Consider the following 16,010-nt stretch of genomic DNA (forward strand, 5'->3'; position numbering starts at 1 on the left):
TGCGGCGGCGGCACGAGATGCGCCACCATCTCCGTCCCTGTGACCGAGGGCGCACGATCGGTGAGCTGGACGATACCCGCGTCGGTCGAGAGTGGCATGCGGTCCTTCCGGACGTCACATTCGGTCGGCGCGGGTGCGAGGCGGCGCCCGGCGACCTAGGGTTTCAAGGGATGGCATTCAGCCTATCTGCGCGCGACCGACAGCCCCTCCCCGGCGACCGCGCCCGATGACGTCCAGGAGAGACCCATGAGCACCCCCACCGACTCCTCCGATCCCAAGTTCGCCGCATATGCCCACCCCGAGCGCCTGGTCACGACCTCATGGCTCGCGGAGCGTCTCGGAGAGCCGGGCCTGGTCGTCGTCGAATCGGACGAGGACGTGCTGCTCTACGAGACCGGCCACATCCCCGGCGCCGTGAAGGTCGACTGGCACACCGAGCTGAACGACCCCGTCGTGCGCGACTACGTCGACGGTGCCGGCTTCGCCGCACTGATGAGCCGCAAGGGCATCGCGCGGGAGGACACGGTCGTGATCTACGGCGACAAGAACAACTGGTGGGCGGCCTACGCCCTGTGGGTGTTCTCGCTGTTCGGCCACCGCGACGTCCGCCTGCTCGACGGCGGCCGCGACCGCTGGATCGCGGAGGGTCGCCCTCTGACCACGGATGCTGCAACCTCCGAGGCGACCGACTATCCCGTCGTCGAACGCGACGACTCCACACTGCGCGCCTACCGCGAAGACGTGCTGGCGCACCTCGGCAACCCGCTGATCGATGTGCGTTCGCCCGAGGAGTACTCCGGAGAGCGCACCACCGCCCCCGCCTACCCGGAGGAGGGGGCGCTGCGGGCCGGGCACATCCCGTCGGCCCAGAGCGTGCCGTGGGGCAAGGCCGTCGCCGAGGACGGCACGTTCAAATCCCGCGCCGAACTCGAGGCCGTCTACCTCGAGGGTGCCGGGCTCACACCGGGCGACGACGTCGTTGCATACTGCCGCATCGGCGAACGCTCCAGCCACACCTGGTTCGTCCTGCAGCACCTGCTCGGGTTCGAGAACGTGCGCAACTACGACGGATCCTGGACCGAATGGGGCAGCTCCGTGCGCGTGCCGATCGTCGTCGGCACAGAGCCCGGGCCGGCCCCGACCCGCTGACCGGAGGGCGTCTCGTGGGAGAATGGACCCGATGACTGAGCACCACCTCCCCGACGCGCTCGCCGAGATCCGCGAGGACTTCCTCGACCTCCCCGAGTCCGAACGACTGCAGCTGCTCTTGGAGTTCTCCAACGAGCTCCCGCCGGTGCCCGCCGAGTACGAGGGACATCCCGAACTCGCGGAGCGCGTGGCGGAGTGCCAGTCGCCGGTGTACATCATCGTCGACGTCGATTCCGCGGGTCGCGTCGCGATGCACGCGACGGCGCCGCGCGAGGCTCCGACCACGCGGGGGTTCGCCAGCATCCTCGCCCAGGGCATCACGGGCCTGACCGTCGCCGAGGCGCTGGCGATCCCCGATGACTTCCCGCAGAGCATCGGTCTCACCCGCGCCGTGTCGCCCCTGCGGATCGCGGGCATGACGGGCATGCTCATGCGCGCCAAGCGGCAGGTGCGCGCGAAGTCATCGGTGTGAGCGAGCGGATGCTGCTGACGCAGGTGCTGCCGGTCGGCCCGAGCGTCGACATCTCAGACGCCGACGGACGCGCGTGGCTCGAGAGCGTCTACGCCCCCGATCCCGGCCCGTTCGTGCGCCTGAACATGATCACGAGCCTGACCGGATCGGCGGCCGGGCCCGATGGCACGAGCGAGAGTCTGTCCAACCGCGCCGACCGCGCCGTGCTCGGCGTCATCCGGGGGCACGCGGACGTCGTCATCGTGGGCGCCCAGTCCGTGCGCGCCGAGGGCTACATCGTGCCCCGTTCCGCACGACTGGCCGTCGTGACCCGCTCCGGTGACCTGAGTGGACATCGTCTCGACGCGTCGGCCGACGGTGCGCCGCCCGTCCTCGTGCTCTGCCCGCAACCGCGCGTGGCCGCCGTGCGGGCGCGATTGGCTGAGATGAATGCGGAAGTCGTCGGCGTGCCGGCGGACGCCGACGGCACGCTCGAGCCGCGTCGGATCCTCGCAGCGCTGCACGCACGCGGCCTCGAATCCAGCGTCTGCGAGGGTGGACCGACCCTGGCCGGTCGATTCATCGCCGCGGGCGTCGTCGACGAGGTCTGCGTCACCGTCGCTCCGGCACTCACGCCCTCCAGCGGACCGTTCATCCCCGTCGGCGCCGCCGATGATCCCCCCGGCGCCGTCGCGGGGATGCTGGTGGATCAGTCCGGATTCAGCTACCTTCGCCTGCGTCGGCGGCCGTGAGCCCGCGTTCGCGCAGAAAGCGCGCGATGGCGCCCGTCCAGCGGTCCTGGTCGTAGTTCCACAGCTTCGTGTGGCGCGCGACCTCGAAGGACTCGAGCGTGACGAGATCAGGACGCGCGCGCGCGAGGGCCCGCGATGCGTCCGAGGGCACGAACCCGTCGTCGTCGCTGTGCAGGATGAGGACCGGATGCCGCAGTTCGCCCGCGCGTGCCACGACGTCGAGGCGATCGAAAGGGATGCGATCGCCGGAGCCTCGCAGCGGCCCCGTCCACTCCCCGCCCAGCGCGCCGAGGGTCATGCCGACGATGGGCCTCGGCAGGCGCAGCATCCCGGCCTGAAAACGAAGGACGTCGGCCCAGTCGATCGCCGGCGAGTCGAGCACGACGGCGGCGATGTGCTCGCGGTGCGCGGACGTCAGGGCCAGCTGCAGGGCGATCGCGCCGCCCATCGACCAGCCCATGAGCACGATGCGACGCGCTCCGCGACGCCGCGCGAAGGCGACCGCCGCATCGACATCGCGCCATTCGGTCGCCCCGAGCGTGTAGGTGCCCTGGCGGCTGCGGGGGGCTTCGCCGTCATTGCGATACGACACGAGGAGCGAGGTGAGCCCGAGATCGCGGAACACGGGCACGGCACGCAGCGCCTCGGCGCGAGTGGTGCCGCGGCCATGGATCTGGATGACCCACAGGTCGCTCGGCTGCGCGGCGGGGAACAGCCAGGCGGGGCAGGGTCCCAGCGGTGACCCGATGAGCTCGGGCGAGTACGGCACCTGCAGCTGCTCGGGGCGGTCGTAGTACCATCCGGAGAAGGCGGCCTCGGCGCCGAGCCTCGCTCCGCGTTCGATGTGCGTGAGCAGCTTGCGTTTCACGGTCGTGTCGGACTCGGTCAGCACCGAGCCGAGCTTGACGTAGGTCTCGGCGCCGGAGGTGAACAGTCCGTACCGGCCGGGGAGCCGCGTGTCGGGGGTGCGGTCGAGGGTGATCGTCTGCGCCGCGGTGTCCAGCCCCACGATCCGGGTGTCGGCGACCCGCGGCGCCGGGGTGACAACCCGTCGCGCGAGCCGGCCGGATACGACTGTCATCGCGGCCAGCAACGTCACGATCGATCCGCTGAGCACGGCGGCGGTCACACGAAGGCCGGCTGCGAGGGGGCCGTTCGCCGCTGCGGCGCGCCTGGGGAGGATCATCGAGGCCCCACTCTAGTCTGTGGACGTGACCGCGGATCATTCGGAAGAGGGCTTCTCCGCTCTCTTCGCCCGGGCAGTCGCAGATGTCCGGGCCACCGACATCCGTGGCGATCTCAGTGTCCGCGAGATCCCCGCGCCGACGGGCGTCGCACCCGAAGCCCTCGCCCTGGCGGGGGACGTCCGTCAGACACAGGACTCGGCGGACTCGCCGTACGGCACGGGCAGGCTGATCCTCCTGCACGATACGAGCATGCCCGACCCATGGGGCGGCCCACTGCGGATCGTCTGCTTCGCCCAGGCGCCGCTCGAGCCCGAGATCGGCACCGATCCGCTTCTCGCGGACGTCGCCTGGTCTTGGCTGATCGATGCGCTCGACTCGCGCGGGGCCCAGTATCATTCGGCATCGGGAACGGCGACCAAGACGCTCTCGAAGGGATTCGGCTCCCTCGCGGATGAAGGCGACGGCGCGCAGATAGAGTTGCGTGCCTCGTGGACGCCCGCGGGCGGGTCCCTTTCACCACACGTCGAGGCGTGGGCGGAGCTCCTGGGCATGCTCGCGGGGCTGCCGCCGGGATCGGAGGGCATCGAGATCCTCTCGGTTCGCCGGAGGGACCGGGACTGAACGTCGCACCGGCCGCGCCGCCCGGCCGTGCGAGGTGCACCGCACGGGCTTCCGCCCACGCGCACCACACATCATCGAGGAGACGACAGTGACCAGCCATCCGGTCATAGACACGGGCGAGGGGCTCGCCGAGGCCGCCGCACTGCTCGCCCTCGGCGTGGGGCCCGTCGCGGTCGACGTCGAGCGGGCGTCGGGCTTCCGATACTCGCAGCGCGCCTACCTCATCCAGGTCTTCCGTCGCGACGCGGGCGTCTTCCTCTTCGATCCCCCGGCGATCGGCGATTTCGACGCTCTGCAGCGCGCGATCGGCGGCACTGAGTGGGTGCTGCATGCGGCGAGCCAGGACCTGCCTTCGCTCCGAGAAGCGGGGCTCGTGCCGCCGATGATCTTCGACACCGAGCTCGCCGCCCGCCTGCTCGGCCGCGAACGCGTGGGATTGGGTGCTGTGGTCGAAGAAGTGCTCGGCATCTCGCTCGCCAAAGCCCACTCCGCAGCGGACTGGTCGACCCGCCCGCTGCCCGATTCCTGGCTCGAGTACGCCGCGCTGGATGTGCTCCACCTCGTGGATGTGCGCGACGCACTCGCCGCGGATCTTCACGCGCAGGGCAAGCAGCGCTTCGCCGAGGAGGAGTTCCGTGCCGTGCTCGAGCGCCCGCCGCGGCCCGCCCGGGAGGACCCCTGGCGCCGGTTGAGCGGTCTGCACACCGTGCGCGGACGTCGATCGCTCGCCGTCGCGCGCGAGCTCTGGACCGCCCGTGAGGAGTACGCCCGCGAGGTGGATGTCTCACCCGGTCGCCTCGTGCCCGACCGCTCGCTCGTCGCGGCGGTGCTGGCGGATCCGCAGACGAAGCAGGCGCTCGCGTCCGTGAAGGAGTTCACGGGACGCGCCTCGCGTACACAGCTCGACCGGTGGTGGCAAGCGTTCGAGCGGGGGCGCTCCGAGACCGCGCTTCCGGTCGAGCGGGTGTCGGGCGATGGCCCTCCGCCACCGCGCGCATGGGCCGACCGGAACCCGGCTGCGGATGCGCGACTGCGCGCGGCACGACCCGTCATCGAACAGCGCGCGAGCGAGCTGACGATGCCGGTCGAGAACCTCTTGACCCCGGATCTGCTGCGCCGGGTCGCGTGGGCGCCGCCCGAGACGGTCGATGCGGAGTCGATCGGGCGTGCGCTCGAGGCCCTTGGCGCGCGCCCGTGGCAGATTGACGAGACTGCACAGTTGATCGCCGAAGCCTTTGTCAGTTCCACACAAGAGGCCGTCGCGCCCTCCGAAACCGGTTCGTAGGTTCGACCCAACCGATTCCGGCTGTCCGCGGCCGGTTCCTAGGCTGGGGTCATTCCCTAGTTTTGGAGGCAGTGTGGCCGAGCTCTCGGACGTCTACTTCGTCGATGGAACGCGCACCCCGTTCGGGCGCGCCGGCGAAAAAGGCATGTACTGGAACACCCGCGCCGATGATCTCGCCGTCAAGGCGACCATCGGCCTCATGGAGCGCAACCCCCGGGTGCCGCTCGGTCGGATCGACGACGTCGCGATCGCCGCGACATCCCAGACCGGAGACCAGGGCCTCACCCTCGGTCGGTCCGTCTCGATCCTCGCGGGCCTGCCCCAGTCGGTTCCCGGCCTCGCGATCGAGCGCATGTGCGCAGGCGCCATGACGAGCGTCACGACCATGGCCGCCTCCATCGGCGTCGGCATGTACGATCTTGCTCTCGCGGGCGGCGTGGAGCACATGGGCCATCATCCGATCGGGGGCAACGCCGATCCCAATCCGCGCTTCGTGGCCGAGAAGATGGTCGATCCCGGAGCTCTGAACATGGGCGTGACCGCAGAGCGCATCTTCGACCGGTTCCCGCACCTGACCAAGGAGCGCTCCGACCGATTCGGGATGCTGAGCCAGCACAAGGTGCAGGCGGCCTACGACGCCGGTAAGATCCAGCCCGACCTCGTTCCCGTCGCGATCAAGGACGCCGACGGCGCCTGGGGTCTCGCCACCGAGGACGAGGGGCGACGTCCCCAGACCACGATGGAGGACCTTGCCGCGCTGAAGACGCCCTTCCGGCCCCACGGACGTGTCACCGCCGGCACCTCCTCCCCCCTCACCGACGGTGCCACGATGTCGCTCCTCGCCGGTGGCGACGCCGTGAAGGAGCTGGGCCTTTCTCCGAAGATGCGCCTGGTGTCCTTCGCCTTCGCCGGCGTGCAGCCCGAGATCATGGGCATCGGGCCGATCCCCTCGACCGAGAAGGCCCTGCGCAAGGCGGGACTCTCGATCGACGACATCGGCCTCTTCGAGCTGAACGAGGCGTTCGCGATCCAGGTGATCTCGCTGCTCGATCACTTCGGCATCGCCGACGACGACCCCCGTGTCAACCCGTGGGGCGGCGCCATCGCCGTGGGCCACCCGCTGGCCGCCTCGGGCGTGCGGCTGATGATCCAGCTCGCCGCGCAGTTCGCCGAACGTCCCGATGTCCGCTACGGCCTCACCGCCATGTGCGTCGGGCTCGGCCAGGGCGGCTCGGTCATCTGGGAGAACCCGCACTACAACGGACGGAAGAAGAAGTGAGCGCGCAGACCACAACCGACGCCACCGCCCAGTACGACGACATCGACTTCGCGCCGCTCGGGGCCCTCGCAGACGACGAGATCATCACCCACGCGCGCGTCCGGGACGTTCGGCTGCCGTCCGGGCGCGTCCTCGCCCTGATCACGCTCGACAACGGACGCGACCACACACGGCCCAATACGCTCGGGCCCGCGACGATGATCGCGCTCGGCGAGACGCTCGAGACGCTGAAGGCCCGCGCCGACGCCGGCGAGATCGAGGCCGTCGCGATCACCGGCAAGCAGTACATCCTGGCTGCGGGGGCGGACCTCTCCGACATCACCAAGGTCGGCTCCCGCGACAATGCCCGCCTGATCGCCCAGCTCGGTCACAAGGTGCTCGGAAGGCTCGGCGAGCTCGGTGTGCCCTCGTTCGCCTTCGTCAACGGCCTCGCCCTCGGCGGCGGACTCGAGATCGCCCTCAACTCGACCTACCGCACCGTCGATGCCTCGGCGGCGGCCGTGGCCCTCCCCGAGGTCTTCCTCGGCATCATCCCCGGTTGGGGCGGCGCCTACCTGCTCCCCAACCTCATCGGCATCGAGAACGCGCTCGAGGTGGTGATCTCCAACCCGCTGAAACAGAACCGGATGCTGCGCCCCCAGCAGGCCTTCGACCTCGGCATCATGGATGCCATCTTCCCGGCCGCAAGCTACCTGGAGGATTCTCTGCGCTGGGCCGACGGCGTGCTGGGCGGCCGGGTCACCGTCGAGCGCCCGCACACGCCGGGACGGATCGAGCGTTCCGTGAAGTGGCCTGTCGCGATCAAGATGGCGCGCGGGATGCTGGAGTCCAAGATCGGCACTATTCCCCGATCCCCCTACGTGGCGCTCGACCTGCTGGAGCGGGCCAAGTCCGGTACCAAGGCCGAGGGATTCGCCCGTGAGGACGAGGCGCTGGCCGACCTCGTCACCGGCGATCAGTTCGCCGCATCCATGTACGCCTTCGACCTCGTGCAGAAGCGCGCGAAACGTCCCGTCGGAGCTCCCGACAAGGATCTGGCAAGGAAGGTCACGAAGGTCGGGATCATCGGCGCGGGACTCATGGCGAGTCAGTTCGCGCTGCTCTTCGTGCGCAAACTGCAGGTGCCCGTGCTCATCACCGATCTCGATCAGGCGCGCGTCGACAAGGGTGTCTCCTATATCCACGACGAGATCGGCAAGCTCGAGGCGAAGGGACGCCTGGATGCGGATGCCGCCAATCGTCTGCGCGCGCTCGTGACGGGCACGACCGACAAGGGCCTGTACGCGGATTGCGACTTCGTCATCGAGGCGGTCTTCGAAGATGTCGGAGTGAAGCAGTCCGTCTTCGGCGAGATCGAGAAGATCATCGCCGAAGACGCGATCCTCGCCACGAACACCTCGTCGCTGTCGGTCGCGGAGATCGGTGCACGACTCGAGCACCCCGAACGACTCGTGGGGTTCCACTTCTTCAACCCCGTCGCGGTGATGCCGCTCATCGAGATCGTGCGCACCGACAAGACGGCCGACGCCGCGCTCTCGACCGCTTTCGTGGTCGCTCGCGGGCTCGGCAAGAACGCTGTGCTCACCGCGGACACCCCCGGCTTCGTCGTCAACCGGCTGCTCGCCATGGTGATGGGCGAGGCGGCCCGTGCCGTCTACGAAGGAACCCCGGTGGCGGAGGTGGAGCACGCGTTCGCACCGCTGGGTCTGCCCATGGGGCCGTTCCAGCTGATCGACCTGGTGGGGTGGAAGGTCGCCGCCCACGTGCAGGACACGATGGTCCGCGCCTTCCCGGAGAGGTTCTACGCGAACGAGAACTTCCACGCGCTGGCGCAACTGCCCGAGGTCGTGCAGAAGGACAAGGGCGGCCGGGTGACCGGGTTCACCAAGCCGGCCGAGAAGGTGCTCAAGGGCAGTGTCGGAAGCGATCCGGCGTCGGCCGAGACGATCCTTCGCCGCGTGCAGGACGGCCTCGCGCGGGAGATGCGCATCATGCTCGACGAGGGCGTCGTCCCGGCCGTCGAGGACATCGACCTCTGCCTGATCCTCGGCGCAGGCTGGCCCTTCATCGATGGTGGGGCATCGCCCTATCTCGACCGGGAGGGGGCGTCCCAGCGCGTGTTCGGCGACAGTTTCCACCACCCCGTCATCCGCGGCATCGGCGGCTGAGCGCGCGGAGGCCGCGCGCGGGTCAGTCCCCCGCGGCCTCCGACACGCGGGTCAGCCACGCGGGCTCCCCCGCGGTCGGCCTCGCGACGGGAACCCGCGTGCCGAGGACCTGCGACACGACATCCTGGGCGATCTTCGCCGGAGTCAGTCCCGCGGCCTCGAGGATCTGATCGCGGGAGGCGTGGTCGATGAACTCGTCGGGCAGGCCCAGTTCGTCGACCGCCGTGTCGACACCGGCCTCGCGCAGCACCTGCCGGATCCTGGTGCCGATCCCCCCGACGCGGATGCCGTCCTCGATCGTGATCACCAGGCGATGGCGCGCGGCGAGGTCGACGATCGAGGGAGCCACGGGAACGACCCAGCGGGGATCGATGACCGTCGCACCGATGCCCTGTGCAGCAAGGCGGGTGGCGACATCCATGGCCGTGTGCGCCATCGGCCCGATCCCGATGATGAGCACATCTTCGGCGTCGGCGCGCGCGAGGACGTCGACGCCGTCGGCGAGTCGCTCGAGGGCGGGCAGAGACGCGCTGACCGTCGCCTTGGGGTATCGCACGACCGTCGGAGCGTCATCGACGGCGACCGCCTCGCGCAGTTCCTCGCGCAGGCGCGGCTCGTCACGCGGTGCGGCGATGCGGATCTGCGGAACGAGCTGCAGCATCGCGAGATCCCAGATGCCGTGGTGACTGGGCCCATCCGGTCCCGTGACACCGGCGCGGTCGAGCACGAACGTCACACCCGCACGATGGAGTCCGACATCCATCATCACCTGATCGAAGGCCCGATTCATGAACGTCGCGTAGATGGCCACGACGGGATGCAGCCCGCCGTACGCGAGCCCCGCAGCCGAGGCGGCGGCGTGCTGCTCGGCGATGCCCACGTCGTAGACGCGGTCGGGAAAGCGCTCGGCGAAGCGCTGCAGCCCCGTGGGTCGCAGCATGGCGGCCGTCATCGCGATGATGTCTTCGCGCTCCGCCCCGATCGCCACGAGCTCATCGGCGAACACGTCCGTCCACGAGGTCGCCGCGCCGCCGAGCGTCTCACCCGTCACCGGGTCGATCCGACCCACCGCGTGGAACTGGTCGGCTTCGTCGTTGCGGGCGGGCAGGTAGCCACGACCCTTCTCGGTGATCATGTGCACGATCACGGGCGCGCCGTACTCCTTGGCGAGCTCGAGGGTCTCGAGGACGGTAGGCAGGTCGTGTCCGTCGATCGGGCCGAGGTACTTGATGTCGAGGTTGGAGTAGAGCGCGGCGTTGTTGGTGAACCGTGAGAGGAACCCGTGGGTTCCGCCTCGCACCCCGCGGTAGACGGCGCGGGCGGCGGGCCCGAGGCGGTGGAAGAACGTGTCGCTGCTGCGGTGCAGCGTGCGGTACGCATCGGTCGTGCGCACGCGGTTGAGGTGGCGGGCGATACCGCCGATCGTCGGGGCGTAGGAGCGACCGTTGTCGTTGACGACGATCACGAGATTGCGATCGTTGTCGTCGCTGATGTTGTTCAGCGCCTCCCACGTCATACCGCCCGTGAGCGCGCCGTCGCCGACGACGGCAACCACGTGCCGATCGCGCCGGCCGGTGCGGGTGAGGGCACGTGAGACGCCGTCGGCCCAGCTGATGGAGCTGGACGCGTGCGAGGATTCCACCACGTCGTGCTCGCTCTCGGAGCGCTGCGGGTAGCCTGCGAGACCGCCGCGGGAGCGCAGCCCCGAGAAGTCCTGACGACCCGTGAGCAGCTTGTGCACGTACGACTGGTGGCCGGTGTCGAAGATGATCGGGTCATCCGGCGAACGGAAGACACGGTGCAGCGCGATGGTGAGCTCGACGACACCCAGATTGGGGCCCAGGTGGCCGCCGGTACGTGAGACGTTGTCGACGAGGAACTCGCGGATCTCGGCGGCCAGCTCATCGAGCTGTTCGACGCTCAGGGCATCGAGGTCGCGCGGCCCCGAGATGGACGACAGCAACGGCATTGCGCTCCTCCCCCGCCCGATGTGACGTCCGCACCGGGCATCGACCCAGTCTACGGGCCCTGCCGGGCGCCGCTCCGCGAGCGGCGGGCGTGGCGGCTCCCGTGCCCCGGACGCGACCCAGCCGCAGAAGCCCGCCGATGATCGCGGGCCCCTGCGGCGTCGCGTGTCAGACCAGGCTGCGCAACACGTACTGCAGGATGCCGCCGTTGCGGTAGTAGTCCGCCTCGCCCGGGGTGTCGATGCGCACGACGGCTTCGAACGTGATCGTCTGCTTGCCCTCCGATGAGAACTCACTGGGCTCGGCGGTCACCGTGACCGTCTCCGGCGTCACGCCCTCGTTCAGCTTCTCCAGTCCCGAGATCGAGACGATCTCCGTGCCGTCCAGGCCCAGCGACTCCCAGCTCTGACCGGCGGGGAACTGCAGCGGCACCACGCCCATGCCGATCAGGTTCGAGCGGTGGATACGCTCGAAGCTCTCGGTGATGACGGCCTTGACGCCAAGCAGGCTCGTGCCCTTGGCCGCCCAGTCGCGTGAGGATCCCGAACCGTACTCCTTGCCGCCGAAGATCACCAGCGGTGTGCCCTGATCCTGGTAGTTCTGGCTCGCGTCGTAGATGAACGACTGCGGTCCCCCGGGCTGCGTGAAGTCGCGGGTGAAGCCGCCCTCGACCACCGCGCCGTCGTTGACGGCGCTGACGAGGGCGTTCTTGAGGCGGATGTTGGCGAACGTGCCTCGGATCATCACCTCGTGATTGCCGCGGCGCGACCCGTAAGAGTTGAAGTCCTTCTGGCGCACACCGTGATCCTCGAGGTACTTCGCCGCGGGCGTGCCGATCTTGATGTTGCCGGCGGGGCTGATGTGATCGGTGGTGACCGAGTCGCCGAGCGTGGCCAGCACCCGGGCGCCGGCGATGTCGGCGACCGGCGTCAGCTCCATCGTCATGCCGTCGAAGTACGGCGCCTTGCGCACGTACGTCGAGTCCTCGTCCCACTCGAACACCGGCCCGGTCGGGGTCGGCAGGTTCTTCCAGCGCTCGTCGCCGTCAAAGACGGTGGCGTACTGCGTGATGAACTGCTCGCGCGAGATCGACGTGTCGATGACGTCCTGCACCTCATCGGGCGCGGGCCAGATGTCCTTGAGGAACACGTCGTTGCCCTCGAGGTCTTTGCCCAGGGGGTCGGTCTCGAAGTCGAAGTTCATCGAGCCGGCGAGGGCGTAGGCGACGACGAGGGGCGGCGAGGCCAGGTAGTTCATCTTGACGTCGGGGCTGATCCTGCCCTCGAAGTTGCGGTTGCCCGAGAGCACGGCGGTGACAGCCAGGTCGTGGTCGTTGATGGCCGCCGAGACCTCCTCGATCAGGGGACCCGAGTTGCCGATGCAGATCGTGCAGCCGTACCCGACCGTGTAGAAGCCGATCGCCTCGAGGGACTTGTCGAGCCCCGACTTCTCGTAGTAGTCGGTGACGACCTTCGAGCCGGGTCCGAGCGTCGTCTTGACCCACGGCTTGCGCTGCAGGCCCTTCTCGACCGCTTTCTTCGCCAGCAGACCGGCGGCGATCATGACCGACGGGTTCGAGGTGTTGGTACAGGAGGTGATCGCGGCGAGCGTGACGGCGCCGTTGTCGATCGTGTAGGGCATGCCCTCGGCAGGGGTGATCCGCACCGGCTTGGATGCTGCTGCCGGGCCTCCGCTGGAGATGTACACCTCGTCATGGGTGACAGGCTCTTCGACGCCGGGTGCGTTGCCGGGGTCGGACGCCGGGAAGGACTCCTGCGATTCGAGGTCCACGATGGACTCCGAGGTGGTCGCGGAGGCGTAGTTCAGGATGTCCTTCTCGAACTGGGCCTTCGACTCCGACAGGAGGATGCGGTCCTGCGGGCGCTTGGGCCCGGCGATGGAGGGCACCACGGTACCGAGGTCGAGCTCCATGTACTCGCTGAACGACGGCTCGCGCGACGCGTCGTGCCAGAGCGACTGCGCCTTGGCGTAGGCCTCGACGAGCGCCACGGTCTGCTCGTCACGACCGGTCAGGCGCAGGTAGTCCAGCGTCACGTCGTCGATCGGGAACATCGCGGCCGTCGAGCCGAACTCGGGGCTCATGTTGCCGATCGTGGCACGGTTGGCCAGGGGCACCGAACCGACACCGGCGCCGTAGAACTCGACGAACTTGCCGACCACCCCGTGCTTGCGGAGCATGTCGGTGATCGTGAGCACGACGTCGGTGGCCGTCACTCCGGCGGGAATCTCGCCGGTGAGCTTGAAGCCGACCACGCGCGGGATGAGCATCGACACCGGCTGGCCGAGCATGGCCGCCTCGGCCTCGATGCCGCCGACGCCCCAGCCGAGCACCCCGAGGCCATTGACCATCGTGGTGTGCGAGTCGGTGCCCACGCAGGTGTCGGGATAGGCGCGCAGCACGCCGTCGACCTCGCGGTCGTAGATGACCTTGGCGAGGTGCTCGATGTTGACCTGGTGGACGATGCCGGTTCCGGGCGGGACGACCTTGAAGTCGTCGAATGCGGTCTGACCCCAGCGCAGGAACTGGTACCGCTCGCCGTTGCGCTCGTATTCGATCTCGACGTTGCGCTCGAGGGCGTTCTCGGAGCCGAACAGGTCGGCGATCACGGAGTGGTCGATGACCATCTCGGCGGGCGAGAGCGGGTTGATCTTGTCGGGGTCGCCGCCGAGTGTCGTGACCGCCTCGCGCATGGTGGCGAGGTCGACGATGCAGGGCACTCCCGTGAAGTCCTGCATCACGACGCGCGCGGGCGTGAACTGGATCTCGGTGTTCGGCTGCGCATCGGGGTCCCATGAACCCAGCGCCTGGATCTGCGCACTCGTGACGTTCGCGCCGTCCTCGGTGCGCAGAAGGTTCTCGAGGAGCACCTTGAGGCTGAACGGCAACCTCTCAGACCCCGCCACGGTGTCGATGCGGAAGATCTCGTAGTCGGTGCCACCGACTGTGAGCGTGCTCTGCGCTCCGAAGCTGTTGACCGATGCCACGATGCCGTCTCCTTCAGGTAGCTGCGACCTCTCGCCGGCCTCCATCTTCGCGGCCGGGCCGGAAGCGCGGCTAGCAAGGTGAGCCTTACCAGTCTGCGCCCTCGACGGCGTGCGAGGAAAGGCCGAATTTATCTTGATATCAAGATAAATGTATCACTCCGCCCGCGGCCGGTACACCGCGCGCACCGCGAGCCACGTCACCGCCAACAGGGGCGCGAAGAGCGGCACGCCCATGATGAGCTTGAGCGTTCCGAGGGCGGTCACATCCCCCGCGAAGTAGAGCGGAAGCTGCACCGCGAGCCGCGCGGCGAAGAGAGCAGCCCACGCGATCGCGAGCCAGAAGAACACGCGGCGCTTGCGGGCATCTGAGCGCCACGCGGTGCCCTCCCCCATGAGGAAGCCCGCGGCCAGTCCGATCAGCGACCATCCGACCAGCGCCGACACGAGAAGCGCGGTGCCGTAGAGACCGTTGGTGAAAAAGCCCCAGATGAAGTTGTCCTCGGCCCGGCCGGTCCACAGCGCCAGGAGCGCCGCGGCACCCGTGGCCACCAGCCCGCCGACTGCGGCCGAGGCGGGAGAGCGGGCGATCAGACGCAGGACGGTGAAGACGACCGCCAGCCCGACGGAAACAGCGAGGGCGAGGGGCAGGTTCTGCCAGATCGTGTAGGCGACGAGGAAGGTGAGGCTCGGCAGGACGGATTCGAGGATGCCTCGCCAACCGCCCATGGCACGCCAGACGACGTGCCCGGTGGTGCTGCCGTCATCGGGGTCCAGTCCCGCGCGCCGTGCCGCCCCCGCAAGCGCTCCGCCGAGCACCTCGGATGCGGGCGGCGGGGTCAGGGGGTCCTTTCCGTCCTCGGGCGCACGGGACTCGTTCACGCAGCCCCCGGGGCCGTCGGCATCTTCAGCGGGATGAATTCACGCGGGGGCATGGGCGTCCCGCCGCGTACCACGACGATGGAGCGGAAGAGATCCTCCACCTGCGCTGCCGCCTCGAGGTCGGACGCCGCTGCACCGCCGATGACGCCCCGCAGGAACCACCGCGGTCCGTCGACGCCCACGAAGCGGGCCAGGCGCTTGCCGGAGTCGCCGGCCGCGCCCGCCATCACGGGCACCTCGGCGAGCAGCTCCGGACCCAGCGGGCCTTCGCGCTCCTCCACGCGCCCGCCCTGCTGGCGTACCTGCTCGCGGATCTGGGCACGCGTCTCGTGCCATAGTCCGCTCGACCGGGGCGCCGCGAAGGGCTGCACCTGAAGGGTGGAGTCGGCATAGTCGAGCCCCACGGCGACGATGCGCTGCGACTGTTCCTCGATCTCGAGGCGGAGGTTGAGTCCCTCTCGCGGAAGCACCTTGATGCCGCCCAGGTCGATGTAGGGCCGCACCGCGTTGGCTTCGGCCTCGTCGAAGGGTCCGGCCGTGGCGCGATCCAGGGGCGCCGACTTCGCCGTCGGGTCCTCTGCCGCCGTCTGCGCGTCGCTCACGCGGACACCTCCGCCGCCGCGAGGGGCCGCACACCGGTGGATCCGAAGCCGCCCGTCCCACGCGCGCTCTCGCGCAACTCCCTCACGGGCACGAATCGGGCGCGGGTCACCGGCATGACGATGAGCTGGGCGATCCGATCTCCCGCCGTGATCTCGAACGCGGCATCGGAGTCCGTGTTCAGCAGCGTCACCTTGATCTCCCCTCGATAGCCGGCATCCACCGTGCCCGGCGAGTTCACGATCGTGATGCCGTGCCGGGTGGCCAGGCCGCTGCGGGGTACCACGAACGCGGCGTATCCGTCGGGGAGTGCGATGGAGACGCCCGTGCCCACCAGCGCGCGCTGTCCGGGCTCGAGCCGCAGGGACTCGGCCGCGACCAGATCGGCGCCGGCGTCACCGGGGTGGGCGTAGGCGGGAGGTTCGGGAGCGATAATGGGAACGTCCACGGAATCGGTCACTCATCGAGGGTAATGCAGAAGCCAACAGCCGCCTATCGCGAGAGACTGACCCCGTCACTGTGGGTGCTCGTCTCGGCCGCCGCCGTTGCACCGATGGCATCCCTCGTGCTCGTACCCCTCGATCCCACGCTTGCGCTGGCGACGGGACTGGCCGTGGCTGTCGCCGTGATCGGCGTCCTGGTGGCTCTCTCCCCCGTCGTGGAGGT

At 69.2% G+C, this 16,010-nt stretch carries 14 protein-coding genes; 8 read left to right on the forward strand and 6 right to left on the reverse strand.

The window, feature by feature from the left end:
• Positions 1 to 246: 246 nt before the first annotated feature.
• Genes DI573_RS09115 through DI573_RS09125 form a run of 3 tightly spaced genes read left to right on the forward strand, consistent with a single transcriptional unit; the run spans position 247 to position 2,352 of the window.
• On the forward strand, positions 247 to 1,149 hold the full coding sequence (locus DI573_RS09115; RefSeq protein ID WP_292813114.1) for a sulfurtransferase: 903 nt from the start codon (positions 247 to 249) through the stop codon (positions 1,147 to 1,149).
• A gap of 31 nt (positions 1,150 to 1,180) precedes the next feature.
• Positions 1,181 to 1,621, forward strand: coding sequence for a SufE family protein (locus tag DI573_RS09120; RefSeq protein WP_292813118.1), 441 nt, complete (start codon positions 1,181 to 1,183; stop codon positions 1,619 to 1,621).
• Between the two features lie 8 nt (positions 1,622 to 1,629).
• Positions 1,630 to 2,352: a dihydrofolate reductase family protein gene (locus tag DI573_RS09125; protein WP_292813121.1), complete on the forward strand. Its 723-nt coding sequence runs from the start codon at positions 1,630 to 1,632 to the stop codon at positions 2,350 to 2,352.
• On the opposite strand, the gene DI573_RS09130 is transcribed toward DI573_RS09125, so the two are convergent.
• Positions 2,321 to 3,538: an alpha/beta hydrolase gene (locus tag DI573_RS09130; RefSeq protein WP_292813124.1), complete on the reverse strand. Its 1,218-nt coding sequence runs from the start codon at positions 3,536 to 3,538 to the stop codon at positions 2,321 to 2,323. The two genes, DI573_RS09125 and DI573_RS09130, sit on opposite strands and share 32 nt — an antisense overlap.
• A gap of 25 nt (positions 3,539 to 3,563) precedes the next feature.
• Here DI573_RS09130 and DI573_RS09135 point away from each other — a divergent pair, with 25 nt between their 5' ends.
• From DI573_RS09135 to DI573_RS09150, 4 genes are all read left to right on the forward strand, one after another.
• Entirely contained in the window at positions 3,564 to 4,160 is a 597-nt protein-coding gene (locus DI573_RS09135; RefSeq protein ID WP_292813126.1) for a DUF3000 domain-containing protein, read from the forward strand.
• Between the two features lie 88 nt (positions 4,161 to 4,248).
• A complete protein-coding gene (locus DI573_RS09140) occupies positions 4,249 to 5,445 on the forward strand; it encodes an HRDC domain-containing protein (RefSeq protein ID WP_292813129.1) in 1,197 nt (398 codons plus the stop codon).
• 73 nt (positions 5,446 to 5,518) lie between these two features.
• Entirely contained in the window at positions 5,519 to 6,724 is a 1,206-nt protein-coding gene (locus DI573_RS09145) for a thiolase family protein (protein WP_292813133.1), read from the forward strand.
• Positions 6,721 to 8,892 (forward strand): 3-hydroxyacyl-CoA dehydrogenase NAD-binding domain-containing protein, encoded by a 2,172-nt coding sequence (locus DI573_RS09150; RefSeq protein ID WP_292813136.1) that lies wholly within the window; start codon positions 6,721 to 6,723, stop codon positions 8,890 to 8,892. Before DI573_RS09145 ends, DI573_RS09150 begins: the two co-directional genes overlap by 4 nt.
• Before the next feature lie 22 nt (positions 8,893 to 8,914).
• On the opposite strand, the gene dxs is transcribed toward DI573_RS09150, so the two are convergent.
• The 5 genes from dxs to dut form a co-directional block, all read right to left on the reverse strand.
• Complete coding sequence (dxs, locus tag DI573_RS09155; RefSeq protein WP_292813138.1) at positions 8,915 to 10,861, reverse strand: 1-deoxy-D-xylulose-5-phosphate synthase; 1,947 nt, start codon at positions 10,859 to 10,861, stop codon at positions 8,915 to 8,917.
• Between the two features lie 166 nt (positions 10,862 to 11,027).
• Positions 11,028 to 13,865 carry an aconitate hydratase gene (locus DI573_RS09160; RefSeq protein WP_292813141.1) on the reverse strand — a complete coding sequence of 946 codons (2,838 nt, stop codon included), beginning with the start codon at positions 13,863 to 13,865 and terminating at the stop codon, positions 11,028 to 11,030.
• Between the two features lie 153 nt (positions 13,866 to 14,018).
• On the reverse strand, positions 14,019 to 14,744 hold the full coding sequence (locus DI573_RS09165; RefSeq protein ID WP_292813143.1) for a DUF3159 domain-containing protein: 726 nt from the start codon (positions 14,742 to 14,744) through the stop codon (positions 14,019 to 14,021).
• Positions 14,741 to 15,346 carry a DUF3710 domain-containing protein gene (locus DI573_RS09170; protein ID WP_292813146.1) on the reverse strand — a complete coding sequence of 202 codons (606 nt, stop codon included), beginning with the start codon at positions 15,344 to 15,346 and terminating at the stop codon, positions 14,741 to 14,743. Before DI573_RS09170 ends, DI573_RS09165 begins: the two co-directional genes overlap by 4 nt.
• A complete protein-coding gene (gene dut, locus DI573_RS09175; protein WP_292813150.1) occupies positions 15,343 to 15,804 on the reverse strand; it encodes a dUTP diphosphatase in 462 nt (153 codons plus the stop codon). The genes DI573_RS09170 and dut overlap by 4 nt, the downstream gene beginning before the upstream one ends.
• A 12-nt stretch (positions 15,805 to 15,816) precedes the next feature.
• Between dut and DI573_RS09180 the strand changes: the two genes are divergently transcribed.
• On the forward strand, positions 15,817 to 16,010 hold a 194-nt coding region (locus DI573_RS09180; RefSeq protein WP_292813153.1), incomplete at its 3' end, for a DUF3093 family protein.

Origin of the sequence: Microbacterium sp., from assembly GCF_003248605.1 — a bacterium.
Lineage (GTDB): Bacteria > Actinomycetota > Actinomycetes > Actinomycetales > Microbacteriaceae > Microbacterium.